Source organism: Phycisphaerales bacterium (assembly GCA_020852515.1).
Lineage (GTDB): Bacteria > Planctomycetota > Phycisphaerae > Phycisphaerales > UBA5793 > UBA5793.
The window spans coordinates 1-24,787 of sequence record JADZAS010000039.1 but is presented as its reverse complement, the minus strand read 5'-3'; the positions used below and the strand labels follow the sequence as shown (position 1 = coordinate 24,787).

The window sequence follows — 24,787 nt, the reverse complement described above, 5'->3', positions numbered from 1 at the left end:
GAGGACTACAAGTGATCCACGAGACACTATCAAACGAGGAACGAGAGGCCTTTGCCAGGATGCAGCGAGGCATTCTTGCGCTTGAACTCAGAGGACGGAAGCGCGAAGCAGATAGAATTCGAAGAAACCTCATCGCTCGCGCAAAGCGCCGACTCGTTACCGGACAGAGTGCGTGGCTCTGGATGTGCCTAGGGGACGCCTATGTTCAAGCATCTGCCGCTAGAAGCGCGTACTTAAGGGCCTTGTCGATTGATTCGAATCATGCTGAGAGTGTGTATGCACTCGGCGACTTGGAGTGGCGAAGTGGCAACTATGCGAGAGCGGAGGAATTGGTTGATCGATTGATGAAACTCAAAATCGATCCTGAATTGCAGTCACTGGCATTCGAATTGGCGCGATCGGTTTACAAGAGGCAGGGAAGAAAGGATTCATATCGCAGGGCGACTTCCAAGTATGTCGCCGCCGCCAGGCGATGCCGAAAGGCCGGTCCGAAACTTGGTGAGAGCATGCCTGAGCTGTTTGAATCGGATGCTCGGATCATTTGCGAGTGCAAGATTGCGACAAACCGGTCGCCTTAAATTTCCGATGAGAGATCTCGCGACTTGAAGTGAAGGGCCGACACCGAAGCCCGCAAAGTAGTTATCAATGTGCGTGCGTTGGGAAAGAGGCCTTGGTAAGAAGATGTTCTCTCACGGCATCTGGCACGCCTGCCCAGGCCTAGCAGGCCGCTAAGAAACTCGAAGATGGGACTTTGCTGCGGGATCGAAACGCGTTTTGTACTTGCGAACAGGGATGACTTTGAGGCATAAGGAGACTTCCTTAGCGGCCAGCTAATTTAGGCGCTCCAGCAGAGCGGTCGTTTGGGCCGGACCGAACTGAATGGCATACCACGGGAACCGCGCACAGAGAACGAATCGAACGTAGCCTTGGTCAACGCTCGTGGGGGCATGTTGCTCGCACATTATGGGGATCTTGCCCGGCGGCCTGAAATGGGGAGGGGAACTGTGGGTGGATGCCATCTCCGACGAGTCACATACATCGAAACCCGCCGGACGCTTCGGGAACCTGTAATCGGCGTGCGAGGACGCCTGCCGAGAGTCTTCTGGCCATTCACTCCCCGTGCCGCAGTTGCGATGATGGCGTTAGTCGCACTGACCTCCCTCAATTTGGCGCGCGGACAATCGGTCGATTCGCCTCGCCTGCAACTTCAGGGCGACGTCGATCTCGCGCGGCTCGTTGATCTCTGTGCCCAGCGCCTCGATCTGACGGTTGAATACGACGCCTCCGTGCTCAAGGGCAAGGTGACGCTCCGGCTCACCGAATCGCTCACGGACACCGAACTCTGGGATCTCACCAATCGGGTGCTGGGCCTGCGCGGCTTTACGACGGTGTGCCTGCGCGGCGCCGATGGCCGGGAGATGCTCAGCGTCGTGCGCCTCGCCGATGCGGCCGGGCTGGCGGAAGTCGCAGAAGACGGTGGTGGCACCAGCGCGCCGTCCGGTTTCACAGCTGTTGTCGTTCCAGTCGAACATCAGCCGGTCAAGGAAGTCGGCGAGACAATCAAGGCCGTTCTGTCGCGGACCGGAAGCACGGTCGCGCCGCTGGGCAACAGCAATCTGCTGCTCATCGCTGACCTGCGGCCGCGCGTCGAGCAGGCGCTGGAGCTGCTCAAGTCCATAGATGTACCGGGCGCTGCATCTATTGTGGAGCGTATCGAACTCGCTCACCTGCCTGCGACGAGGCTGGCCGCGATGCTCACGTCAATCACCGCCGCGCGTGACCTCGTGGAGGGTCGCACGACCCAGGGACGCGTGCTCGCCGAACCGGGCGATCGCGCCGTGGTGCTCATCGCGCCGCCGGTCGAGGCGGATCAGTGGCGCTCGCTCATCGAGCGGTTCGATCAAGTGCCGCCTGTCGAGACGCGGACCTACAGCCCCCGATATTTTGGGCTGGATGAAGTGGCGACGCTTGTGGAGCAGGTTGTGCGTCCGACTAGCGCGCCCGGCGACCAGTGGCGCCTTGTGCGCGATGAGTTGACGGGCTCAATCATTCTAACTGCGACGCCGCTTCAACATGAAGAGGCGCAATCCCTGATCGATCGGCTTAACGCGCTGCCTGCCGAATCCCGACGTCCGCTACGGACTTTCCAGGTGCGCAACCGGCCCGTCGGCGAGGTAATCGATGTCCTGGAACGCCTGCTCGCAAGCGGTGTGCTCGCCGAAGCCGCTGACGCCACATTAGTGCCCGCGGTTCCGTCAAGGGAGCCTTCATCATCCGATCAAGCACCTCCAGCGCGCCTCGTCCCTGGTTCGCCACAGGGAGAGTCCGCATCGCCTCCGTCTCGTGGAGACGCGCCGCCGACACAGCCAAGCCGCCTGGCAGGCCGAATCTCGTCCGGCGAGGATCGCCCCGCCCTGACGCTCACCGCCGACGAGACGACCAGCACCATCATCGCCATGGGCGAGCCGCGCCTGCTCGACCAAGTGCGTCGGCTCATTGATGAACTGGATGTGCGGCAGCCTCAGGTCATGGTCGAGATCCTCATTGTGAATCTCACGGAGAGTCAAACGCTCGACCTGGGCCTGGAACTCGAAAAGATCGAGGTGAGCGGAGATGTGCGCATTTCGCTGTCATCGCTCTTCGGACTCAGCACGGTCACTGATGGGGTGCGGAGTGTGGGCAATGCGCGGGGCGGCAGCGCCTTGGTGCTCAGTCCGGGGGATTTCAGCGTGGTGGTGCGGGCTCTTGAGACCATCAACGACGGGCGATCCCTCAATGTGCCGCGCGTGCTGGTGAACAACAACCAGGAGGCATCGCTCAATTCCGTCCTCCAGCAGCCGTTCGTGAGCATCAATGCCTTTGACACGATCGCGACGACGTCGTTCGGAGGGACCCAAGATGCGGGCACGGTCGTTACCGTCAAGCCCCAGATCGCCGAGGGCGATCACATGATTATGGAGTATTCGGTGACGCTGAGTTCCTTCGTGGGCGAGTCGGCGGACCCCTCTTTGCCTCCGCCGCGACAGGAGAATCGGCTCCAGAGTGTGGCAACGATTCCGGACGGCTACGTGGTAGCCTTGGGCGGCATCGAGGTGACGAATCAATCAAAGGGCGTCTCGCAGGTGCCCGGGTTGGGGAGCATTCCCATCGTCGGCGAACTCTTCAAGAACCGCTCGCGCACCGAGCACCGCTCGCGTTTCTACATCTTCATCCGGCCCTCGGTGCTTCGCCGCCTGGACTTTGAAGATCTGCGCTACCTGAGCGAAGCTTCGATGGAATCCGGCGGCATCGACGATGGCTGGCCAGTAGTGGAGCCGCGTGTGATTCGTTGAGGGTGGAGGAAGCATGCTGGTCGCTCCCACTGTGGATGCCGAGTTCGTCGAGCGCATCGAGCGCGACTTCGCGCGGCGGCACCTCATCCTGGGGACTGGGCGCCAGGATGATGAACTCGAACTCCTCGTGAGTCAATCGACGAGTCGATTCGCAATCCACAACGTCGGGACGTTCCTCCAAGTACGAGTCCGATCCACGATCGGCGATGCCGAGCAGATCGCACGCCTGATCGATGAGGCGTATTCCCAGCACCGCAAGGCGAGCGGCTGGAGCGGCTCTGCTGCCGGCGTCGATCGAAATGCCCAATCTGACGAGAGTTCAACGGCGGTCGCCCGCTGGCTTGAGCAGGCAGATCGCGACCTGCTCAGCACGCAGGGCAAAGGTCCGGTGATCCAGTTGGTCGATGCGCTGCTTTTCGAGGCACTGGGCAAGGGCGCCAGCGATGTCCACATCCAGCCGCTCTCGGACCGGACCGTGGTGCGCTACCGTGTGGACGGCGTCCTCCATGACGTCCATCAGCTGACTTCCGAAATGACCTCCGGCGTGGTCAGCCGCATCAAGGTGATGGGCCGGATGGATATCGCCCAGAATCGAATTCCCCAGGACGGGCGGGCCACTGTGACCATAGGCGGCAGGCCGGTTGATCTGCGCCTGAGCACCGTTCCCACGAGTTACGGTGAGCGGGCCGTGATGCGACTGCTGGACAGCGCGCAGCAAATGTGTGATTTTGAGTGGCTCGGAATGCGCGATGATGTCGCGCAGGCGTTCCTGGAACGCGCCACACAGAGCAACGGCATCATCCTCGTCACCGGGCCGACGGGCAGCGGCAAGACCACGACGCTCTATTCGACGTTGCGCCGCACTGCTTCTCCTCAGCTGAACATCATGACCATCGAAGACCCAATCGAGTACGAACTCTCAACGGTTGGGCTGGCGGTGAGCCAGATGCAGGTCAACAGCAAGAAGGGCATCACCTTCCCGACGGGCTTGCGGCACATTCTCCGCCAGGACCCCGATGTCATCATGGTCGGAGAGATCCGCGATGCCGAGACGGCGCGGGTGGCGATCCAGTCGAGCCTCACCGGGCATCTCGTGTTCTCGACGCTGCACACCAATGACGCGCCGAGCGCCGTCACGCGGCTGGTGGATCTGGGAGTGGAGCCGTACCTGGTGAGTGCTTCACTCTCGGCCGTGCTCGCCCAGCGCCTGGTTCGCACGACGCATCAGCCATGCCAGGGGGCCGGCTGTGATGAGTGCTTCGGCACGGGACTGAAGGGCCGCACGGGGTTGTTCGAGCTCATGCCCGTCGATGAGCGATTGCGGCAACTGATCTCCGAAGGCGCGGCCCTGGCATCAATCAGAGCCGCTGCACGGGAAGCGGGAATGCGAACACTGGGTGAAGAAGGACAGCGGCTTGTGGATGAAGGCAAAACAGTGCCACTCGAAGTGCACCGCGTGGTGCAGATGTTCTAAAGGCGATGGAACTTTGGCGTTACACGGCGGTGCGAACTGAGGCGGGAGAGGCGCTGGCGCCGCGCCGCGGTGAACTCATGGCCGAGTCGGCTGTGGAAGTCCGGGCCTCGCTGCGCCGAATCGGCTGGCAGGTCGTCGAGTTGCGCCGGGCGCGCAAGCCCATCACGTTGCCGATTCATCTGCGCCAAGCGTTCAACCGGCATCTCAGAAGGCGCCGCCGAGATCAGCGAGCGGAAATCTTCGAGGGCCTGTGCTCATTGCTGGAATCGGGACTTCCGCTCGTCGAATGCCTTGAGGTGATGGGTGAGGAACCGGCGCGGTGGGCGGGGCGCGCCCGGCGAATGATGCTCATCGAGTGGCGCGAAGCGATGCGCAGCGGCGCCAGCCCGGCCCAGGCGATGGGGAATCACCCTTCGTGGTTCGACGGCATCGACTGCGCCATGGTGGAGTCGGGCCAGCATGGCGGAATGCTGCCGAGCGTACTCAAGCACATGGCCGAGCGCGAAGCGCGAGTCGGCCAACTGGGCCACCAGCTCGTTGCCGCACTCACCTATCCGGCCATCATCACCGTGGCCGCCATCGGCGTCGCGGTGTTCTTGAGTATCAAGACACTGCCCGATCTCGCGAACCTGCTCTCGACCGCCAAGATTGAAGTGCCCGCACTCACGCGATGGGTCATGGCCGGCGGCCAGCTGGCCGCCCATTGGGGCGCGGTGCTGCTCCTGGCGATTGTGGTGCTCGCGGCCGGTGGGGTCGTCGCTCTCCGCGCCGCGGTTCAGCGTTCACCTCGGGCGGCCCGATTCGCCGCCGCCTGTACACCGCGCGTCCTTCGCACCTGGTCCGTGGCGCTCTTCGCCCGCAACCTCGCGGATTTGCTCCGCGCAGGCGTGCCAGCCGTTGAGGCGCTGCGCGTTTTGTCGACTACGCTTCCGGTCGCACTCAATCGTGTCATAACGAACGCTGCTGCGGAGATCGAAGCGGGCGGCGATCTCGCTCAAGTCCTCAATGAGCCGCTCTGGTTCTCAGCCCAGTTCAGGCGACTGCTCCACAGCGGCCAGGCGGCGGGTGAACTGGAGGCGACGCTTGAGCGGATGGCGCAGCGTGAGGAGCGCCGCACGGAGCGGCAGATCAACCGGCTAGCGACCCTGCTCGAACCGGCGGCGATTCTGGCGCTGGCCACTCTGGTTGGGGCTGTGGTGCTTGCCGGCGTGCTGCCTCTCACGCGGCTTCAGGAGATGATACGGTGAACAAACACTCGAATCGGTCGAGCCGCGGCATGACACTCGTGGAGATCCTCGCTGTAGTGGTCATCCTCGGACTGATCGCGACGACACTACTGGTCGGCTTCTCTGGCACCTTCGGCAAGGCCAAGCACGAACTGGCCAAGAGTGGTATCGGGTTGCTCGTGGGCAAGGTGGAGACGTATCGAATTGAGAAGAGCGACTGGCCGAGCAACGAACTGGGCCTGGCAGTGCTCAGCGCCCCGCACGCGACCCCGACCGCCTCGTACTACGTGAATGCCGATCAGCTGACCGACCCTTGGGGCCGCCAGTACCTCTACGTGATGCCCGGGCCCGATGGAAATCCCTTTGAGATTCTCTCGTACGGAGCCGATGGGCAGCCGGGCGGTGAGGGCGAGAACGCGGATCTGTCATCCGCGAATCTTCGAGGGAAGGCGGACCAATGAGCGCCGCAGTCGCCAACTCACGATCCCACGGCGGCTTCACGCTCGTCGAAATGCTCGCCGTGGTGATGTTGCTCGGGCTGGTTTCGTCAGTTGCGGTGGTCTCGCTCGCCGGAGCGGACGAGACAGGAGCTTTGCAGTCGGCACGGTGGGGATTTGTGAATCTCGACGCGCAGGCTCGGCTGGCCGCGCGAACCGATGGCGCTGCGGTCGTGATTCGCCTTCTGGATGGCGGTGCGCGTGCAGTTGCCAGCGTGACGCCCGCCTCCGAAGGAGCGTGGTCGGCTTCGTTCGATTGCCCTCGTTCCACGCTCGCTCGATTCTTCGAGAGAGACGGCGGACAGGAACTCGATGGCATCATCATCGACCGTACCGGCCGCAGCGCGGACGTGTCAGTGCAGGTCTTCAGCGCATCAGGTCGCTCGGAGCGGTGGTTCATCCACGGCCTTACGGGCGAAATCAGCAGGGACGGGTTGAACGGAACAGAACCATGAACCGTTTATCCCATCGCGCCATGACATTGATCGAAATCCTCGCCGCAACAGTGCTGCTCGCGATCCTCGGAAGTATGTGCGCTTCGGTGCTGCGCAGTGTGCCGGTGATCCCCACGAAGTCCGCGGCCGGCGCGACACCCATCGACATGCTGGCGCTCGAAGGCGCGGCTGATGAACTTCTTGCCGATCCGAGCCTGGGCGAGCGACTCGTCGCCGATGCAAGTGCTGAACTGCTAACGCCTTGGCCCGATGATCCGGCGCGCCCGTCGATCCAAGTCCGTCGTGTCGTGCATGAATCCGCCGCCGAAAAGCCCGAGCACGCGTGGGTCGCATTCTCGTGCGAAGAGTTCCTCGTCTGGCGCTGCATCGATTTGCCAGAGGAGAACCCGGATCCGTGAAGCGCCGCGGCATGACCATCCTGGAACAGCTCCTCGCCTTGGCGCTGCTCGGCGTTCTGTGTTCACTGCTCACTTCCTGGCTTGTGACAGTGTCGCTGCTGTCGGCGGAGCGCGGGCCGCGGATGCAATGGCGCTCGGCGGCGATGCGCGTTCTCGACGGGATCGGAGAGGAACTGGTTTGCGGGGATTTCGAAGCGGCCGCTCGCAATGGCAAGCCCAAGCCGCGCGTCGAAGTCTTGGAGCCGGCGTGCCTTCGCATCCGCACTCGAAGCACATCAACACAGTTCCCAGGCAGCCCCGGTTCTGGCTTCCACGAGTACCGCTTCGACCGCACGGCTGAGACACTCACAGTCGCCATCACATCGATGGCGCAATCCACGTCACCGGTGGACCGGCAACTGCTCGGCGGCGTCAGCGCTTGGCGGGTCGAACTGGATGAAGAGCATCGGGTCCTGAGCGTGACCATCGTCTCGGGTGGTGGTGACACGTTGAGCAGGAGGTTCACATGGCCGTGATCTCCTTGACGAAGAGTCGTCCTGATCGTCGCGGCGTGGCGCTCCTGCTCGTGCTTGCGATGGTCGTCCTGATCATCCCAGTGGCGGTGGGGTTCACGCAGCGCGCTCTACTCGCCAGTGTGGAGAAGCGGGTTTCGGAGCAGGGGCAGGTTGCCGATTCGATCCGGGCTCAACTGGAGGCGGGTCCGCTTCTGAACTGGCTCTCGACGGAATCAAGCAAAGTAGTTCTCGATCTTGAAGCGACGAGCCCGCGCGTTGATGTGCTCCGTGATCGTTGGCAGTTCGACGATTCCGTTTACGAAGCGCGAGTTACTGCATGGGATCAGTGCGGCATGGCGCCGCTTGCATCGGTCAAAGACGGCTCGGCCCTGCGCACGGCGATCCCCGCCGGCATCCTCGAGCGGATCAACGCGGCCGATGCGCTTCAAGCGGAAGCGGTCGGCTTGGATCAGTTCGGTGTGGGTCCATCCGAATTGGAGCGATCTGCATTTCGAAGCGCGTTTCCGACGCCGGATGAGGATGATGTCCTTTCGGTCGGCGCGTGGATCGCAACGCACTCAGTAGGCGAGAATGGCTCGATCAATGTGAACACGGCCCCGTTGCCGCTCGTCGAGGCGGCGCTGGCGGCGGCGGGTCGAGGTGGGATCGAGATCATCGTGGCGGCTCGCAGCGAAGGGCGGCTCGCTCCACTGCCGCGAGCGCTTGACCGTGACAACTCAAGTACCTCGGTCCAAGCGCCACATCTCGTAGGCTCCAGTTCCGCCTGGGGCGTGCGGATTGACGTACGAGTCGGTTCCGTGCAGCGATCGTGGTGGGCGGTCTATCGTCAAACCTCCGGCAGATGGGAGTGCGTGCAGCGCCTTGTCATCCCCGACTGATCCAATCCGGTCCTGGCGTCGCAGACGTGCGGTGGCGGGTTCCGCCGGCGTTACGGTCGCTGTCATCGCGCTGACATGGGCGCTTGTTCCAGTCGGCACGCCGACTGCTTCGTTTCGTGACTGGACCACTTCACAGGCTGCTCCCGTCGAGACCGCTGGTAGAAACCCCGCCAGACCACCGTTCGACGCCTCCGTGTTTCAAGTTCGACTGTGGAATGCACCGGTGCAACCCGAGTCGGCAACAGCGAGCAAGGAAGAGGATCCTCCTCCTCCGCCCAACCTTGAACTGATCGCGATCATCACTGAGTCGGAGAGACTCGTCGCCGCCCTCTATGAGGTGGGCGCTGACCGACTCCACATGGTTGCGGCCGGCGATCGCGTCGGCCGCTTGGAAATCGAGAAAGTGGACCAGCGCGGTGTGGATTTGCGCGATGGTTCGCGCACCTTCCGTCTGGCACTGACGCCGCCCCCGGCCGAGTCCGGGACTCGCCTCACACTGGGGCGGCACCAGGGGACTCAGCCATGAGTACGCTCGTGAAAGCGCGAGAACACGTCGTCTGGCCGGCGCATCGCTTCTACTGGGCCGTCCTCGACGCATCGGTCGTGCCAAGACGACTCCTGCGTCGCCGGCCCAGCGACGAGGCGCTCGGGTTTCTCTTCGAGTCCGAACTGCCAGTCCCGGTAGACCGCATTCAGGCCGCGTACGTGCCGGTGAAAGGCGATCGATTCATCGCGTGCGGGGTTGAACATGCTCGGATCCTGGAGAACGCCGAACTCCACGATGCGCTGACACTCGGTCCGGAGGCCTTTCCGTCTGATCTCGGCACCGGATTCGATGCCGACGTTGGATCGATCAACTTCCTGATCGGTCGCCATGAGCCGGCGCCTGTGAAGCGGGAGCGCCGGCGGCTGCTTCTCGAATCCGCGACGGCGATCGCAATCATCACCGTCGCCGTTGCGTTCGGGGCGGAGCGCCGCATCGGCGCGTGGCATCGCGCCACCGGGGGAATGGTGTCCGCGCGTGAGTCCGCGTTCAACTATCTCTATCCGCCGCAGAGCACCGCGCCCTCAAGCCAGCCTCCCGCGTTGCGCCTCGTGGCCGAACTCCGCCAGCTCGAGCGCACCAGAGGGGGCGCCTTGCAGTCGGTCGGTTCTGACGATCCGCAGGCCGCGCAGGTGCTCGCGCGCCTGTTCGAGCGGTGGCCCTCGCAGCAGCGGATCATGACGGAGTCGCTCAGCGTGACGACCGATTCGATCACACTGGTGGGCTTGCTGCCCACGGCGCCTGCGGCGCAAGAATTCGTCTCCGCATTCGAGTTGCCGGACCAGTGGGAGGCGCGGCAGCCCCAGATCAGCGCGGTGACCAACGGTGTGCGATTGACGTGGAAATTGGTTCCACGGGCGATTCGCCGTGAAGTGGCGGACGGAGGGGGCTCATGACACGCATGCGCCCGTCCTTGATCTTGGCTCTTCTCATCGCAGCCGCTCTGTGCGTGATCGCGGTGCAACTGCATCGGGTCAAAGGGGCTCGGCTGCAGCACGAGTCGGCGGCCGGCATTCTGGATCAACTGCACCGTGACGCAGAGCGGGTTTTTGAGCTTCGGGCAAAGCGCAACCTCGTCGCCTGGCGTGAGCGACCTACGACAGACGTTTTGGCGCTGGTGAACGCGGCCCTCGTCGATGCCGGGATACCCGCCGACCGCCTCAAGGGCATTGGCGAGGGCGTGGATTCCGCGGTGACCAGCTCTCAAGGAAGCGAACCGGCGCTGAGGCGACAGTCACTGGCCATCAGCCTCGAACGACTCACGCCGGCCCAGATCGGCCAGTTCCTCGAGCGATGGGAGTCGGTGCAGGATCAGTGGTCTTCGGGCCGGCTGGAACTGACCCATCGACGCGATCAGAACGAGTCGGAGTTGTACGATCTGCGGCTCCACATCAGTGCAGTCTATCTGGCGCGGACGTAGCGGAAGTGGGAGTGAAGAGCACATGAAGCTGAAACTTCTGGTCATACTCGTTTGCGCGATGGCCGTCGCGCTCGTTTTGACATCGGCGGGATGTGCTGGCAGCCGCTCCGTCGGCCCGTACAGCCAGCCGAAGGAAGTGGCTCGCAATCCGCTTGAGGCTCAGCGGCTGACTCGACAGGCGGCGGAACTGATGGAGAGCGACCCGGCGCGCGCTGAGACGTTGCTGCGCGAAGCGCTGACGTTCGACCTCTATCACGGACCAGCCCACAACAATCTGGGAGTGCTTCATCTCAATCGCGGCGAACTCTACGAAGCGGCCAACGAGTTCGAATGGGCTCGGAAACTCATGCCTGGCCACCCCGATCCGCGGCTCAACCTGGCACTCGCACTCGAGCGGGCCGGCCGGGTGGACGAAGCGCTCGCGGCGTGCGACTCGGCGTTGCAGGTCTATCCGGGCCACATCGCGACGACCGAGGCGCTGGCGCGGCTTCAACTGCGGTATCGACACACCGATGATCGGACCCACGGACTCCTTGAAGAGATTGCCATGCGCGGTGAAACCGAGCAGTGGAGGGAGTGGGCGCGGCGCCAGTTGTCTCTGGGTGGAGAGTGAGTCCAAGCGACATGATCCGCGCCGGCGGGGGGCCGCATCCCCGAAAAGGTTGAGACTTTGAGACACCCGGTCGAGAAAGCCGACGGATCGTGCCGCAGGTCACTCCGAGGCAGTCTCATGGCTAGGAAGCGGTGAGACCGCAGACTCTCGCTCCTCGCATTGGCTGTACCCGAACGCGTTCCGTATACTGACTGACACACGGCCTTTTGATTCAACTCCCCACCGTGCAATCGAGCCGCATGGCAACCTTGAAAGTCAACGCCGACAAGCCGCACCTCTGGAAAGCCGACATCGCGGCGTCGGTGGACCAATTCAACCAGTGGTTCATGCGGTTCGCGCCTGAAGCGTTTCGCGAGACGCGCGTAGAGACGACTGAGCACGTCAAAGCGGCTCTCCTTGCCATGCGGGATCTCCGGGCGCTGGATGCCGCGACTCTCAAGGTGAATCCGAAGGCACTCCCGACGCTGCGCATGTGCACCGCTCCGCCACTGGCCGTCGATCGACTCGTCGGGCTGGCGAGCGCGAGCAAATCGCTCATCGGGAGCATGGAGGAGGGCCGGCTCGCCAAACGCATGCGGGCGGAGTTGCTCGACGAGAATCTGAATCGAGTCTGCAAGATTCTCACCAAGCTGCTTGATCGTGACGTCTTCCCATGGCTCGCCGCCGGAACAGAACCGACTGATCAGGAGCGCGAGCGCGCGTCAACGATCGTCGCCGACCGGCTGTGCAGCGCCGTGGCCAATCCAATTGTCCGCAACGCTCAGGAACAGCGGCAACTTGCCCTTATTGCCAGTTGGCTTGATGAACGTGGATACCGAAGGCAGCCGCATCCCATCGGCAAGCCGCTCGCAGAAATGGCGGCCGGGACTTACTCGTTCCGCATGAACGTGATTGTCGGGGAGTCCAAGAAGATCAACATCCCGATCGATGCGGTGGTCCAACCCACGCGGCCGCAGCCCGGCCGGCTGCCGGTTTTGATCGAAGCAAAGTCGGCGGGCGACTTTACAAATACGAACAAGCGGCGTAAAGAGGAAGCGACGAAGATCCGCCAACTCCAGGCGAGCTACGGCGGCGATGTGGTTTTTGTGCTGTTCCTGTGCGGCTACTTCGGCTCCGACTATCTCGGATACGAAGCGGCCGAAGGGATCGACTGGGTGTGGGAACATCGGATTGAAGACCTGGCAAGGTTGGGACTGTGAGACGAATGCTGGTGAATCCGAACGAATCCGCGGAGGCGAGGCGGCAGTCCATACAGGCGGAACTCGACGCCTCGAAGTCGCCGAGCGAACGGAATCGTCTGGGACAATTCGCCACGCCCAACGGGCTCGCGCTGGATATCGCGCGCTACGTCGGCACCCTTCGCGGCCTCCGCAAGGGAGGTATCCGCTTTGCGGATCCCGCGATCGGGTCAGGCAGCTTCTTCTCGGCGGCTCTTCAGGTCTACGGACCCAATCGCCTCCACAGCGCTGTGGGAATTGAGCTTGATCCCGTCTTCGCGGACGCGGCACGCAAACTGTGGTCCGGCGCGGGGTTGGAGGTGTTGAAGGGGGATTTCACTCGCCTTGTGAGCCGCCGCTCTTGTCCTCCGGCGCCCAATCTGGTTCTGGCCAATCCGCCATACGTCCGCCATCACCACATCGATCGTGATTCCAAAGAGCGTCTTCAACGTCTCGCATGCGAAATGACGGGCGTCGAGGTGAATGGCCTGGCGGGGCTGTACGTTTATTTCCTGCTCATCGCGACGGCTTGGATGGAGGATGGCGGGTACGCCGCTTGGCTGATTCCCTCCGAGTTCATGGACGTCAACTACGGCATGGCGCTCAAGCGCTACCTCACCGATCTCGTGACGCTCATCCGTGTACATCGCTTCGATCCGAACGACGTTCAATTTGGCGATGCACTCGTATCGTCGGCGGTGCTGGTCTTCCGCAAGGCTCCGCCGTCTCCGCTTCACAAGCCGGAATTCACGTTCGGTGGCACGCTTGAACATCCGCACGCGAGCGACCGACTTTCGCTCGAGCGGTTGCGGGCATCGCGCAAGTGGACGATCTACCCGCACCATGCCACGAACGACCGGCACACGATCAGCGAGCCCATGGGTCCGACGCTGGGCGACTTTTTCCGCATCCGGCGCGGCATCGCCACCGGCGACAACAAGTTCTTCATCCTCGAGCGTGCTGAAGCAAGGCGCCGCCGGCTTCCCGCCAAGTACCTGCGCCCAGTCCTGCCCAGCCCTCGCTTGCTCAAGGCGACGGTCATCGACGGCGGCAGCGATGGGTACCCGCTCATCGAGCGCCAGCTCTGCGTCCTCGATTGCGATCTTCCCGAGCATGATGTGAAGCAGCGCCATCCGGCACTGTGGGAGTACCTGCAGACGGCTGACGACCTCGGCGTCAGGGACGGGTACCTTGTTCGCAAACGCAGCCCCTGGTACAGACAGGAACAGCGCGAGCCCTGCCCGTTCCTGTGCACGTACATGGGCCGGGGCTCGGCGGAGAAGCAGCCCTTTCGATTCATCCACAACCGCTCTGCGGCGATCGGGACGAACCTTTATCTGATGCTCTATCCGATCAACTCCCTCGCGACCATGCTCCGCGAGTACCCGTCACGCGCCGTCCATGTCCACGAACTGCTTGGCCAAGTCACGGGCTACGAACTTCGGGGTGAAGGCCGCGTCTATGGCGGCGGCCTGCACAAGATCGAGCCGAGCGAGTTGGGAAGGATTTCGGCGGTGCCGTTCGTGCAGCGCTGGCCTGAGCTGGTGGTGAGGGCGCCGCTGGGTGAGACGGCGAGCCTGTTTTCGGCGCAGCGCATCGTCGGCCTCAGCCCTCGATGACGGACTACATGTAGAAGCTGTAGCGAGCCTGGATTCGGGCGTCGTGCGGGGCATATCGCAGTATGTCGCCGACCGATCGCGAAGCCGCCAGCGTGATCGGGTGAGTATTCACGAACTGAGTGCTGTTCCAGTTCATCTTCGTGAGGCCCAGAATCTCCGTGAGAAGAGTCGGAACGCCAGTGGATGTCTGATCAATCTGTACGAGCAGCGGCCTCGGGGTATAGAGCCCCGGATACGATTTGTAGAAATCCACGCTCCCAAAGGTGTAAAACAGAACGTGCCCCTCGTCGAGCCTAATCCCAGTCCCTCGTAGTGGTGGATAGCTGCCGGACTTGCGAAAAAACCGCGTCATGGTCCGCCGGAGCGACAGGAGATCAACGACTTCGATACGATGATCCGCAGCTGCGGAGTTGATGCCGCTCTGCTCCGCCGCATCAAACCACGAACTCTTGTGCAAAACGATGCGAGCGGGCATCGTCTTGTGCTCTTGGCGAAAGCGTTCGATAGCCTCCGAAAGCAAGGAAGCCGATTGTTCCTCGGACAGGTGCGGCGTGCGGTCGTCCTTCCGGATCTGAGCTGGAGCGCCTCGGATGACAACTCCTTCGCCCCGCTCGTTGAACACTTGTGCAACACTGGTCTGAACGGACTCATCTTCCCCCTCTTGACGATCGTGGTAGAAGCTGACGCCAACGTAGCAGGTAAGCAGTTCGCTCGGATCGCGGATCAACCGCCAAGGCACGCCGCCGGCCTTGTAGTACAAGGCGCAAAAGAAGTTCCATGCGCGAGTCGCCTCGTCCTGAATCAAAAGGCTGGGCGCGCCATCCAGGGTGTAGCGCTGAACATCTCCGCCGAATGTGCCCGGTCGGCTGAGCTGCACAGGTTTGGGAAGTCGAAGGCATTCCGCTTTGAAATAGTCGTGCCAGACCAGTCCATGACCATGCGCCGATCGGCTGGAGCGCGGACCGCGATGCACCGGACCACTGACATCGATACGCTTGAGCAATGGCGCGGGAAGAAGGCAGATCACGACATCCGGCTGCCCCTTCTCGATGAGACTCGCCGCCTCTCTCACGTAGCGCTCAACGGATGCCTTGGTAAACTCGGTGGCATCCGCGATCTGGCAGAGAGATTCAGTGTCGCGCGCAGGAATCGACCTGGACCAACTGTCGTGAACGAGAAAATCGGGCAAGCAACCGCCATCGCCGAAGCCGGGAAACCTCGGAAACAACGTCTTCAGCCGGGTCTGCTTTGCGGGGATTCCGCTCCTGCAGCTGTCGATCCATGCGCGAAAGTTATCAATGCCTTCACCATCACCGACGATGCCGACTCGGCACGTCCGAGTGCCGCCAGAGATTCGAGCGTCCAGGGGGCCGTGGTGCATGAGCCCGAAGCGGATGTCAATGTGCCGCCCCCCACCAAACTCGAGTTCGGGTTCGTGGATGAATGTCGTCTTCATAGCTCAAACAGCGACCCATCCGGGGTTTCTTCATGCGACGACTTCGATGCCAGCTCGTCGCCGGTGGACCACTCCGCATCGTCGATCGACACGGAAACGGTGGCCTGGGCGAGTTCGCCGAATCCGAGAAATGGATATGGGGACTGGAACAGCGGTGCATCATCGTGCCTGAGCAGTTCCGAAAACATGATCACTAGGCCCCGCACGGCCGCACTACCCTCGATCGCCTTGATCTTGGCCTGATACTCCTCGCGATAGGGATGGGGCTCGCGCCCATCCGTGGTAAATACATATCTGGGAGTGATTTGCAGGTACCACTGACCGCCAAACCTGCGAAACTCGCCCTCGAACCCACAATGGCGGTAGTATGCGGTTTCATCCGCGGCCTTCTTCTTTGCATAGCGGCGAAAGACCTCCCGGCTGGTCTCGTTTATCAGGCTGCGATAGGTAACTTCGCGTGGTTTGAGGTTACGGGTCGGCTTAAAGTAGTAGCAATGTTGCTCATTGCTCCAGCGGAGGCCGAGATGGCCGCAGCGAGTGCGAAGACACTGGTTGAGCAGGCGAACAAACCCATATTGTACTTCCAGCGAATCAGCATCGCGCCATTCGGCGATCTCAATCGACTCAACGGTGCCCACATCGCACACGGCGCTCCAGGGTGGTTGACGGAGGTTGTGCGGCGTGTAGAGGCGCCCATCCTTCAGAAACCACTCTCTGGGCGGGTATTCTTGGTGCTCATTGAGCGCTTCGTGGAACTCTGTTGGCAGTCGGAATTCGGTCTCGGCCATCCAGAGTTCCGTGGGGAGCCGCGTTACCTGCAGCAGATTGGAGATCAGATCTTCGTCGCGGACCTGCGGAGAGAAATAGATGCCGTCGTCGACGGTCTGCGCTAACTCTCGCAGCGGGATCGCGGCACGTTGGTCCAACCGATCTCGCCCCTTCTGGAACACGATCTGGCGAGTCTGGCGGCGGCTCAAATCCTTGAAGTAGTCCGTGATGGAGATCCACCAAGCCTCGTCCTCAGGAATCTTGACAATGACCAGAATGACCGGGGCGTTCCCCTGCATCCAGTAGTCAAGGTCATCTTGGCTGCAGGTAAACCGAAACGAGTCACTGGAATCGGCATCAAGTTCGCTTCGAGTCTTCACCTGAACGCGCAGGATGAGGTTCTTCGCCTGCTGGGTTTCGGGATCGCTGATTTCGATTTCCCCATCGATTCCGGTGTCCAGGGCGGCATTCCCTCCTATCCACTTGTACCCCATTCTCAGCACAAGGCGTTCAACGACGCTGACGCCGTACTGACCCTTGATCGCGGACCTTCTGAGGAACTTTGGCATCGGCACAGCCATCCGTGGTACGCGGCCGAAGTTGCTGGCACTCCGGGAACCAGTGCCATTCTACCCGAGCCGCAGGCGCCAGCCCGTTCCCGCCGGTTGCCGTGAAACTTGAGGGTTGGCGCTGCCTGTCAAACGGTGGGACGTCTGCCGACCGGGCTACCGCGCCGGGTTGACATGACCCAAGTTGGCCACTCGGAGTCTGAGAAGCGCCAGCCGCTATGAGAGCTGTTGGATCATGGGGCCTCCACCGCCGGCCCCGCTCCCTGGCGGGGCCGCTTTGGTTAGCGGGTGGGTCCGCCAGACTCGCCATAGGCCCCCTGGCGAGCGGAAAAGTGGACTGCTCCGATCGGACGCTCTCCGCCGGCTTCAAACCGAGAGCGCCGTGGCAGGGGCGACCGCTGTCGCCAGGTGGCGGGAAAGAAGCTTTCTAACTCTCCGGTTCACTGCGCCGCAGGTTGACAGGACCGTTCGGGTCGGCCGCCGAAGGGACGCGAGGTCCATCCAGATCCGGTCTCATCGGCCCGGCGATCTCGGCGCTGGATGCCCGCTCTCGATCTCGGCATGGCGGTGCCCCCAAAATCGCGCACAACTCTCCTGCGGGCGTTACCAAAAGACCATACCATAACACCATGCCGGAGACCACGACCTCAAGTTCCCTCCAACCCGATGGAATTCATGACTCAGATAGGCCATTGGCACCAGATCGGCTTCTTCGTCGGAATCCGTTGAACCCGGAGCCTCCCCCCGCGATTGCGCCTCCGGCACGCCTCCCGTCCTACTCCGGCCAGCAACTCCCCATCAACCCTTCGAGAGCGCGGCTTGCGAAAGGCGTCATCCACGACCGCATCCTGCGCACACGCCACTTCACGCCAGTGGCACACGCAGGTGCGGACCGTATCGATTGCGCCTATCTCGTCACAACCGGCGACGCGCCATACGTGGTCCGACAGATCGGCCGCCTCATGGATTGCGCACAGCGAGTCGTTGTACTGCATACTGCTTCGTGTCCGGCAGCTCGAGATGCCCGGTTCCCGGCGGTCGAGTTCATCCCGTTCCGTGGGCCGCTTCACGAGAGCTTCCTGCAACGGCGCTCCTCATCCAATCCAACTCTCCGATGGAATCGCCAGTTCGACATTCCGTCAAAGCGCAGCCACGCCATAACCCATGCAATGGCCCACGGGTACAGCACAATCTTCCTGGTCGATGACGATGTTCTCTTTCGAAGGTCATTTGTACCGACTGCACTGGCCCTCCTGCGGAAAGGCTCTGATATCGTGTGCTCCTATTCGCTTTACCACCCCGATATCTCCACGCTGGACCGCCTGCGCAGTGTTGCGTCAGGCTCGCCGCCTGAGGTCACCATTGGCGGCAACGCAGTCGTGCTAAACGTCGGGCCACGGCTGGGCTTATTTCCATATGTCTACAACGAAGACTGGCTGTTCCTCTGGTCGTCCATGCACTACGGCGCTGCCACGATCACTCCGATTCAGACCGTGCTTCAGCGCGCTCCTCGACCGGGAAGAGAGTCCCTCGTTCGGATGGAGCAGTTTGGCGAGTTGGTTGTCTTCATGCTTTTCTACGAGAACGAGGCCCGGGCTGATCTGTCCAGGCTCCGCGATGAATCATTTATAACATATTCCATCCAGGCGTATCGCCGCACCGTCACGGAACTTCTGCAATGCAGTCGAAGCTCCGCCCTTGTCCTCGATGCACTCGCTGCCATTGAGGATATAACTGTCGCTGACGTGCGCACGTTCGCAGAAGCACTCGAGAGTGAGATCGAACAGCACTATGTCAATAACACGCCACACTGAACACGGCACGCTCCCCGCGCTCGACGGCCGCCAGATACCGTATCTGTTCGACCGGACCTCGCGTCCGATCAGCAGAGGTGTATTCCTCTTGCTTCACGGCCTAGGTGTCGACAAGAACGAGTATCATGACTTCTACCGTACCATGTCAGCGATGCTCAGCCACGCTGGGTACGACGTACTTCGAATCGATTTCCCGGCGCATGGTGACAGTACGGCTGAATCAAGTTGCTTCACGCTGATTAACTGCATTGCAGATGCGATTACCGCCGGTCACTTTGCTATCCAGCACTCAGGGCAACCGGCGCTCAGCGTGTTCGGCACTAGCTTTGGCGCCGGTCCCGCGGTCGTGACGGCCAGTTTTTTCCAGGATGCTCTGAAGAGCGTGACCCTTCTGGCCCCAGCAATCAGCTATCCAGATCTTTACATCACACCGATACATCCGCAGAGGCTAGAGACATATGCCGGCTTTTATCAAGGGGCGCTCCTGAACGGCGCCAGTATTCGGATCGATGAGCGTGTCGCTCTAAGCTGGCGCAATGCTCTCGAGTTCGCCCTGATGAATCTTGACCACGACTTGGCGACGATAGCATCGCGAACAGCAGTGATCCACGGCGCGTCTGATTCGATGGTCCCGCATGAACTATCTCGGGATTTGGTGTCACGCTTCCCAGGGCTGCATCTCACGATTGTTCCCGGGATGGACCACGGATTCATGGATCAGGACGACGAGGATGGTAGTGGCGACCAAAGCAAAAGGAACTTAAGGCTGATCTACGAGACGGCGATCCGATGAACGGCACCCGGTCAAAGTACGTTGATCCGTCAGCGGTCATTGGCTATGCCCCGAGATTCCTGCAGGGGGCCAGACCCTGGGCATTGGAAAGCATCGGTCCGGAGGGAGCCGTACACCTGCCGGAGGCTGTGTATGTAGGTCCATTCGCTGCGATCGGCGCTGGCGCACTGATCGGGAATGGTTGCGTAATTGACGCGTACTGCAGGGTCGAGCCGCTCGCCAAGCTGGGCGAAGACTCTGTGGTTCTCTATCGCGGCACGGTTGGGGTCAGCGCGGTCGTTGGCAAACGCTGTATCATCGGCGGCTCCGTATCTGAGAACACGATCGTCGAGGATGACTGCACGTCGTTGGGGAAACTGATCCACTCGCACTGGGATTCCATGTCGCCTTGGGACGATCGTGATGACCCGGAAGCAAGCCCGATCGTGCGGCGCCGATCGTTCGTTGGTCATGACGCCCTGGTAATTGGCGGCATTGAGATTGGGCCTTCATCCTATGTGTGTGCAGGTGCAACGGTCACTCGATCTGTCCCGCAGCAGCATATTGTGTATGGCGTAAACAAGATCGTCCATTTCTCGCAGTGGCGTGGCAAGCTGGCGCAGAATCCAATATTCCGGTAGACGCATGAAGTATATTCTGTCCTCTTTCGGGCTCAATAACCCGTACATCGTCGGTGAGGTGCCGGATCACGCGGTCTACCCGATCGGTCTGGAGGGCGACGACTATATTGACTTGGATTATTCTCTGTTGCTGGCGGGGACAGGCTTCCTGTTCGACCAGGGATCCCTCGAATACATGGAGCATGAACAGCGCCGCCTCCGTTTTCTCGTCCCTTTGGTGCAGAGCATACGCCGATTGAAGGAGGAGGGCTTCCTCGATCTATTTGATGGCAAGGCAATCGTTGAACAAAGCGCAGAGCAGATTCGAAGCAAGACCGAGACTTTGTGTGACGACGTAATTGGTTGGCTCAGCCCGGTGCGATCTCAATGGCAGGTACTGAAGGCCGATCGGGAGACATTTCTGAAGAAGTTCGGCACGGCCGAAAAACGGCAACTGAATGAGCAGCACTTTTCAGTGGCGAACGCGGTTGTGAGAATCGACGGAAAACTCAACCCGGTGCTCCTGCGGGAAGTCAACGGGCTGATCAACTCGCGGCGCCGGCAGTTCACTGGCAAGGAAGCCGAGTATGTCAAAGAAGTACTCCGGCCGCTCGTTTGCCATGCGGTGATACAGGACCTTATGAGGTTCAAGACTGGAGGGGCGATCCTTGATTGGGATGACAGCAGGCCGTATTACGAGCGCCTTTACGCGGCGCGATGGGAGAAGGGCGATGACCACCTGCTCGCCTATCACGCGAGGAGCCTGTTTACCCTGGCACTGCCTGAACTGCGCCCGCGAAATGTAGAGGCCGTCATCAAGTTCATACGCAACAACCGCAACGTGGCCGATCTACGAGCGGACATTGCCGATATCTTGGCGAGAGGAGAGAAGTTCGACGCTGCTCTGGGAAAGCGTATCGTCAACGAGGCTCTGAAGTCGGAACTCGCGGTTAAGCGGAAGATGAAGAAGTACCGCCTCCTCGGGGCCGTCTTGAGCGTATTCATGCCTGGTGGCTCGCTGCTGACTGAGGCGGCCGTCGAAGGGGCTACCACCATCGGGGAGGATGCGATCGAGGGTGCGTTCGGACGGCCGCATCGTTGGTTCTATTCTCTTGGCGAGTGAATGCATGGATGGTCGCGTGGCTTCAGTCCGCAATCGTGATCACGGAGCTGAGGCATTATCGCCAGTGCCCTCGGTTGCCGGTAACAGGTGGCCGTACTCCAGGTTAGACGGTGATCGGGCGGCGCCAGTCGGATCGCTCGGCGCCCGCGGCACCTGGACAGAACGTGGGCCGACGGGCGAGCACCCGGCTCCGCGCTTGACGGCCCGGAAGATGCCGGCCGTGATCTTCCGCTCCACAAATTCGGTGAGGCCTCGGCTGATCGGCTCGCTTGTGAACGCACTCCTCCCCCTGTGTCGTGGCTGGGGCAAAGTCACCGTCAACTGTAATTCAGCAGAATAGCCGGAACAAATCCGGTCCCGCGCCATCTCTCTTGGCAGAGGGTTGACAGACCCGTCCGAAAGCCTAACATGCGCAGTGTGGCTGTCGCCGCAGGGAAGGGCGCAGGCAACGAATAGGAGGAGGGTTCGGGATGGAAGCGACAGGAACAGCTCTCGCAGAACTGCAGGCACCTGCGATCACGCCGGCGTTCAACCGCATCCGCTCGATCCAGATCGTCGGCGGGTACCTCGATGGCGAACGGCTGGAACTCTCGACGGGTCTCAACTGCCTGATCGGGGCCAGAGGCACGGGCAAGACGACCGTGATCGAGTTTGTTCGTTTCGCGCTTGACGCGTTGCCTGACCCGCAGTCCGATCCCGCTGACCGGAAGCGCATCGAATCGCTCATCCAGCAGAATCTCAATGGCGGCCGCGTGGAACTGGAGATCGAGACCAGGAACGGCCTGTCCTACCGAATCAGCCGCGCCGCCGGTGAGGACCCGCTGGTTCTCACCGCCGATGGCTCACCGACGAACATACAGCTCAGGGCCGGCGGCCTCTTCAAGGCCGATGTGTACAGCCAGAACGAAGTGGAGCGCATCGCAGACCAGTCCCTTTCGCAGCTGGAACTCATAGATGACTTCGCCCCGGATGAGATCCGCCAGGTTTCTGTGGACATCGTGCGCGTTGAACAGGCGCTCGCGGCCAACGCCGGCTCGATCCATCCGGTTCGCCAGCAGATCGAATCACTCACGGGCGAACTGGGCTCCCTTCCCGAGGTCGGAGAGAAGCTCAAAGGCTATGCGGAGAACGCCGGGGGTGCTGACGAACCGGTGAACAAGGCGCACACGCTCAAGGCGCTGCGCGACCGCGAGACGCGGGCGTTCGAGGGCACGGCGCAGGCCGTGGATGAGTACCGCACCCAAGTCCAAAGAATGGCTGGCCGCATGGTCTCGCGGACCCGTGCCCTGTTTCCAAACGACCTGATCACGGGACCCAATGGCAAGCATATTGAGCGCGTCCGGCAGGAGATCATTGGCGCTGGCGCCGAGATCGACATCCTCCTCGACGAAGCGATGCGCCGACTTGATCGCGCCCGCGGGGCGTTCGAGGATAGCGGCCGCGATCTCGCAGCAGCGCACAACCGACAGGAGATCGAGTTCCGAAAGGTCATCGAACAGCACCAGGCGGCACAGACACAGGCCGCCGAACGCAGCAGGTTGGAGCGACTCCGCAATGCGCTTCTGGCCAAGCAGCGTCGACGAGATGAACTGAGGGAGCGACTTGCAGCGCTACTCAGCGAGCGTGAGGCGCTGACCCGGCAGCTCTCCGATCTACGCGATCGTCGGTTTCAGATCCGTCAGTCGATCGTCGATCGGATCAATGAGGCGCTGGCGCCCTCGATTCGGGTGGGCATCGTCCAGTCAGGCAACCCTCAGCCCTACCTCGATCGCCTCGTGGAGATTCTCCGCGGTGTGAGAATCAGGCACTACGTCGTGGCACAGCGGCTCGTGAGCGCGTTCTGGCCGGCCGATCTTGTTTCCGTGATCCAGAACCGCGATACCCGGCGGCTCATTGATGAAGCGGAACTGAACGCCGAGCAGGCGGAGCGCGTGATTTCGGCGCTGGTCGATTCGCCGGCGCTGCTCGAACTGGAGGCTGTCGAACTCATCGATCAGCCCCGGGTGGAACTCAGGGATGGCGATTCCTACAAGGATTCCGCGGCACTGTCCACAGGCCAGAAGTGCACCACGATCCTGCCCATCCTGCTGCTCGACAGCGACAATCCGCTTCTCGTCGATCAGCCCGAAGACAATCTCGACAATCGATTCATTTACGAGTGCGTCGTCGAGAAGGTCCGCGACATCAAGTCGCGTCGTCAACTGGTTTTCGTCACGCACAATCCGAACATACCCGTGCTCGCGGATGCTGAGAAGATCTTCGTGTTCGAGTCGGACGGCGCCCGAGCGCGCATTGAGAAGTGCGGCAGCGTCGATAATTGCAAAGAGGAGATCGTGACGCTGCTGGAAGGGGGCGAGGAGGCGTTCAAGGAGCGCCGGCGTCGCTACAACTACTGAATCATGAATCCCTCCACCTCAATCTCCGACCCTGCGGTCGCACTGTCGATGCTTCGGGTGAACCCGGAGGCGCTGGCGTGGCCGGACCGCCTGGATCTGGCAAGATCGCTCTCCGATCATCTTCGTTCGGAAAGCCCCGATTCGCGGGTCGAACCACTGGCGGAGATTCTCGCCGGCGACCCTAAGCCGGAAGTCCGGCAGGCGGTGGCAAGGTTGCTCCATCTCTTCGAAGATGGCACGCTGGCGCGGCTGGCAGTACTGCTTGAGGACGATTCCAACGCATTTGTCCGCAAGGCCGCTGAGCGAAGCCTGGCTCGTCGACTTCGCGGTCAGCGTGATGCCGAGCGTGCGCGACGGAGTGTGCGACAGGTGCAGACTGAATACGACGCGATCGCCCGCATGCACGGCGAAATGGCTGCGGAGCGGGCTCAGGCGATGGCGGAACGCTTCGCGGACGTCGTCGTGGGGACAACCGCCCACAACCTTGGAGGCGTGATCACGTCGCTCAAACTGAAGAGCGAAGCCCTGAGTCGGGATCTGCAGGCCGCACAGCCCGATCTGGTCAGAGTGGAGGCCACGGCCCACGCGATCGCCGAGCGGATCGCGTTCCTCGAACGCCTGGTGAGGGACATGAGTGAGTATTCCAGGCCACTCTCGAATGAGCGGCGCCGCGAGCGCCTGTCGGGGATCGTCGAGGAAGCCCATCGCCTGGCCGTCGATGCCTTGCGCGTGGACCGGGAGGCGCTCGCATCGATCGCATGCTCAATCGCGGTGCCGGAGGCGATCACCGTCGAAGTGGTGCGCTACCAGATCCTGATGGCGCTGACGAACCTCCTCAAGAATGCCTACGAGTCGCTGGCGGATCGAGTCGGATCATCGCAAACGCGACAGATCACGGTCATCGCCGTGGCGCGGGACGACGAAATCGTCATCAAGGTTGCCGACACAGGCGCCGGGCTCGATGCGCGGGATCTCGCCGATCTGCGTGAGTTCGTGCCGGGCCGCACGAGCAGAAAGAACCGGGGAACGGGCTATGGCCTTCCCATTGCCCGCCGATACGTGGCAGCGCATGGTGGCGCGC

At 61.8% G+C, this 24,787-nt stretch carries 22 protein-coding genes; 20 read left to right on the top strand and 2 right to left on the bottom strand.

Going from position 1 to position 24,787, the window contains the following annotated elements:
• Positions 1-11 precede the first annotated feature (11 nt).
• The 14 genes from IT430_20680 (at position 12) to IT430_20615 (ending at position 14,188) form a co-directional block, all read left to right on the top strand.
• Positions 12-578: a tetratricopeptide repeat protein gene (locus tag IT430_20680; GenBank protein MCC6910358.1), complete on the top strand. Its 567-nt coding sequence runs from the start codon at positions 12-14 to the stop codon at positions 576-578.
• Between the two features lie 555 nt (positions 579-1,133).
• Positions 1,134-3,332, top strand: coding sequence for a hypothetical protein (locus IT430_20675; GenBank protein MCC6910357.1), 2,199 nt, complete (start codon positions 1,134-1,136; stop codon positions 3,330-3,332).
• 13 nt (positions 3,333-3,345) lie between these two features.
• On the top strand, positions 3,346-4,806 hold the full coding sequence (gene tadA / locus IT430_20670) for a Flp pilus assembly complex ATPase component TadA (GenBank protein MCC6910356.1): 1,461 nt from the start codon (positions 3,346-3,348) through the stop codon (positions 4,804-4,806).
• 5 nt (positions 4,807-4,811) lie between these two features.
• On the top strand, positions 4,812-6,053 hold the full coding sequence (locus IT430_20665) for a type II secretion system F family protein (protein ID MCC6910355.1): 1,242 nt from the start codon (positions 4,812-4,814) through the stop codon (positions 6,051-6,053).
• A gap of 29 nt (positions 6,054-6,082) precedes the next feature.
• A complete protein-coding gene (gene gspG / locus IT430_20660; GenBank protein ID MCC6910354.1) occupies positions 6,083-6,493 on the top strand; it encodes a type II secretion system major pseudopilin GspG in 411 nt (136 codons plus the stop codon).
• Positions 6,490-6,984: a prepilin-type N-terminal cleavage/methylation domain-containing protein gene (locus IT430_20655; GenBank protein ID MCC6910353.1), complete on the top strand. Its 495-nt coding sequence runs from the start codon at positions 6,490-6,492 to the stop codon at positions 6,982-6,984. Before gspG ends, IT430_20655 begins: the two co-directional genes overlap by 4 nt.
• Positions 6,981-7,382 (top strand): type II secretion system protein, encoded by a 402-nt coding sequence (locus IT430_20650; protein MCC6910352.1) that lies wholly within the window; start codon positions 6,981-6,983, stop codon positions 7,380-7,382. The genes IT430_20655 and IT430_20650 overlap by 4 nt, the downstream gene beginning before the upstream one ends.
• 11 nt (positions 7,383-7,393) lie before the next feature.
• The gene (locus tag IT430_20645) at positions 7,394-7,897 is read left to right on the top strand and encodes a hypothetical protein (GenBank protein ID MCC6910351.1); all 504 of its coding nucleotides are present in this window, start codon (positions 7,394-7,396) and stop codon (positions 7,895-7,897) included.
• Positions 7,888-8,775: a general secretion pathway protein GspK gene (locus tag IT430_20640; GenBank protein ID MCC6910350.1), complete on the top strand. Its 888-nt coding sequence runs from the start codon at positions 7,888-7,890 to the stop codon at positions 8,773-8,775. Before IT430_20645 ends, IT430_20640 begins: the two co-directional genes overlap by 10 nt.
• Positions 8,776-9,309: 534 nt before the next feature.
• Positions 9,310-10,215, top strand: coding sequence for a hypothetical protein (locus IT430_20635; protein ID MCC6910349.1), 906 nt, complete (start codon positions 9,310-9,312; stop codon positions 10,213-10,215).
• Positions 10,212-10,739 carry a hypothetical protein gene (locus tag IT430_20630; GenBank protein ID MCC6910348.1) on the top strand — a complete coding sequence of 176 codons (528 nt, stop codon included), beginning with the start codon at positions 10,212-10,214 and terminating at the stop codon, positions 10,737-10,739. Before IT430_20635 ends, IT430_20630 begins: the two co-directional genes overlap by 4 nt.
• A gap of 22 nt (positions 10,740-10,761) precedes the next feature.
• Positions 10,762-11,352, top strand: a complete 591-nt coding sequence (locus tag IT430_20625) for a tetratricopeptide repeat protein (protein ID MCC6910347.1) — start codon at positions 10,762-10,764, stop codon at positions 11,350-11,352.
• 239 nt (positions 11,353-11,591) lie between these two features.
• The gene (locus IT430_20620) at positions 11,592-12,551 is read left to right on the top strand and encodes a XamI family restriction endonuclease (protein ID MCC6910346.1); all 960 of its coding nucleotides are present in this window, start codon (positions 11,592-11,594) and stop codon (positions 12,549-12,551) included.
• On the top strand, positions 12,548-14,188 hold the full coding sequence (locus IT430_20615; protein ID MCC6910345.1) for a hypothetical protein: 1,641 nt from the start codon (positions 12,548-12,550) through the stop codon (positions 14,186-14,188). The genes IT430_20620 and IT430_20615 overlap by 4 nt, the downstream gene beginning before the upstream one ends.
• A gap of 4 nt (positions 14,189-14,192) precedes the next feature.
• Here the strand turns inward: IT430_20615 and IT430_20610 are convergent, their stop codons facing one another.
• Both IT430_20610 and IT430_20605 read right to left on the bottom strand, forming a co-directional pair.
• On the bottom strand, positions 14,193-15,644 hold the full coding sequence (locus IT430_20610; protein MCC6910344.1) for a hypothetical protein: 1,452 nt from the start codon (positions 15,642-15,644) through the stop codon (positions 14,193-14,195).
• Positions 15,641-16,981 (bottom strand): DUF4365 domain-containing protein, encoded by a 1,341-nt coding sequence (locus IT430_20605; GenBank protein ID MCC6910343.1) that lies wholly within the window; start codon positions 16,979-16,981, stop codon positions 15,641-15,643. Before IT430_20605 ends, IT430_20610 begins: the two co-directional genes overlap by 4 nt.
• A 1,274-nt stretch (positions 16,982-18,255) precedes the next feature.
• On the opposite strand from IT430_20605, the gene IT430_20600 reads away from it, so the two are divergent.
• From IT430_20600 to IT430_20575, 6 genes are all read left to right on the top strand, one after another.
• Positions 18,256-18,795, top strand: coding sequence for a hypothetical protein (locus IT430_20600; GenBank protein ID MCC6910342.1), 540 nt, complete (start codon positions 18,256-18,258; stop codon positions 18,793-18,795).
• Positions 18,773-19,588, top strand: coding sequence for an alpha/beta fold hydrolase (locus IT430_20595; protein ID MCC6910341.1), 816 nt, complete (start codon positions 18,773-18,775; stop codon positions 19,586-19,588). Before IT430_20600 ends, IT430_20595 begins: the two co-directional genes overlap by 23 nt.
• Positions 19,585-20,208, top strand: coding sequence for a hypothetical protein (locus IT430_20590; GenBank protein MCC6910340.1), 624 nt, complete (start codon positions 19,585-19,587; stop codon positions 20,206-20,208). The genes IT430_20595 and IT430_20590 overlap by 4 nt, the downstream gene beginning before the upstream one ends.
• Positions 20,209-20,212: 4 nt before the next feature.
• A complete protein-coding gene (locus tag IT430_20585) occupies positions 20,213-21,310 on the top strand; it encodes a hypothetical protein (GenBank protein ID MCC6910339.1) in 1,098 nt (365 codons plus the stop codon).
• A 470-nt stretch (positions 21,311-21,780) separates the two neighbouring features.
• A complete protein-coding gene (locus tag IT430_20580; GenBank protein MCC6910338.1) occupies positions 21,781-23,706 on the top strand; it encodes a hypothetical protein in 1,926 nt (641 codons plus the stop codon).
• Between the two features lie 3 nt (positions 23,707-23,709).
• Positions 23,710-24,787 (top strand): HAMP domain-containing histidine kinase (locus tag IT430_20575; protein ID MCC6910337.1); only part of this gene is annotated, 1,078 nt, incomplete at its 3' end.

Bases quoted from the DNA above. Each gene is read 5' to 3' on its own strand.
- IT430_20585 (MCC6910339.1), top strand. From the start codon at position 20,213: ATGAAGTATATTCTGTCCTCTTTCGGGCTCAATAACCCGTACATCGTC.
- IT430_20595 (MCC6910341.1), top strand. From the start codon at position 18,773: ATGTCAATAACACGCCACACTGAACACGGCACGCTCCCCGCGCTCGAC.
- IT430_20665 (MCC6910355.1), top strand. From the start codon at position 4,812: ATGGAACTTTGGCGTTACACGGCGGTGCGAACTGAGGCGGGAGAGGCG.
- IT430_20590 (MCC6910340.1), top strand. From the start codon at position 19,585: ATGAACGGCACCCGGTCAAAGTACGTTGATCCGTCAGCGGTCATTGGC.
- IT430_20675 (MCC6910357.1), top strand. From the start codon at position 1,134: ATGATGGCGTTAGTCGCACTGACCTCCCTCAATTTGGCGCGCGGACAA.
- IT430_20605 (MCC6910343.1), bottom strand. From the start codon at position 16,981: ATGCCAAAGTTCCTCAGAAGGTCCGCGATCAAGGGTCAGTACGGCGTC.
- IT430_20630 (MCC6910348.1), top strand. From the start codon at position 10,212: ATGACACGCATGCGCCCGTCCTTGATCTTGGCTCTTCTCATCGCAGCC.
- IT430_20610 (MCC6910344.1), bottom strand. From the start codon at position 15,644: ATGAAGACGACATTCATCCACGAACCCGAACTCGAGTTTGGTGGGGGG.
- IT430_20620 (MCC6910346.1), top strand. From the start codon at position 11,592: ATGGCAACCTTGAAAGTCAACGCCGACAAGCCGCACCTCTGGAAAGCC.
- tadA (MCC6910356.1), top strand. From the start codon at position 3,346: ATGCTGGTCGCTCCCACTGTGGATGCCGAGTTCGTCGAGCGCATCGAG.
- IT430_20650 (MCC6910352.1), top strand. From the start codon at position 6,981: ATGAACCGTTTATCCCATCGCGCCATGACATTGATCGAAATCCTCGCC.
- IT430_20640 (MCC6910350.1), top strand. From the start codon at position 7,888: ATGGCCGTGATCTCCTTGACGAAGAGTCGTCCTGATCGTCGCGGCGTG.
- IT430_20625 (MCC6910347.1), top strand. From the start codon at position 10,762: ATGAAGCTGAAACTTCTGGTCATACTCGTTTGCGCGATGGCCGTCGCG.
- IT430_20655 (MCC6910353.1), top strand. From the start codon at position 6,490: ATGAGCGCCGCAGTCGCCAACTCACGATCCCACGGCGGCTTCACGCTC.
- IT430_20645 (MCC6910351.1), top strand. From the start codon at position 7,394: ATGACCATCCTGGAACAGCTCCTCGCCTTGGCGCTGCTCGGCGTTCTG.
- IT430_20580 (MCC6910338.1), top strand. From the start codon at position 21,781: ATGGAAGCGACAGGAACAGCTCTCGCAGAACTGCAGGCACCTGCGATC.
- gspG (MCC6910354.1), top strand. From the start codon at position 6,083: ATGACACTCGTGGAGATCCTCGCTGTAGTGGTCATCCTCGGACTGATC.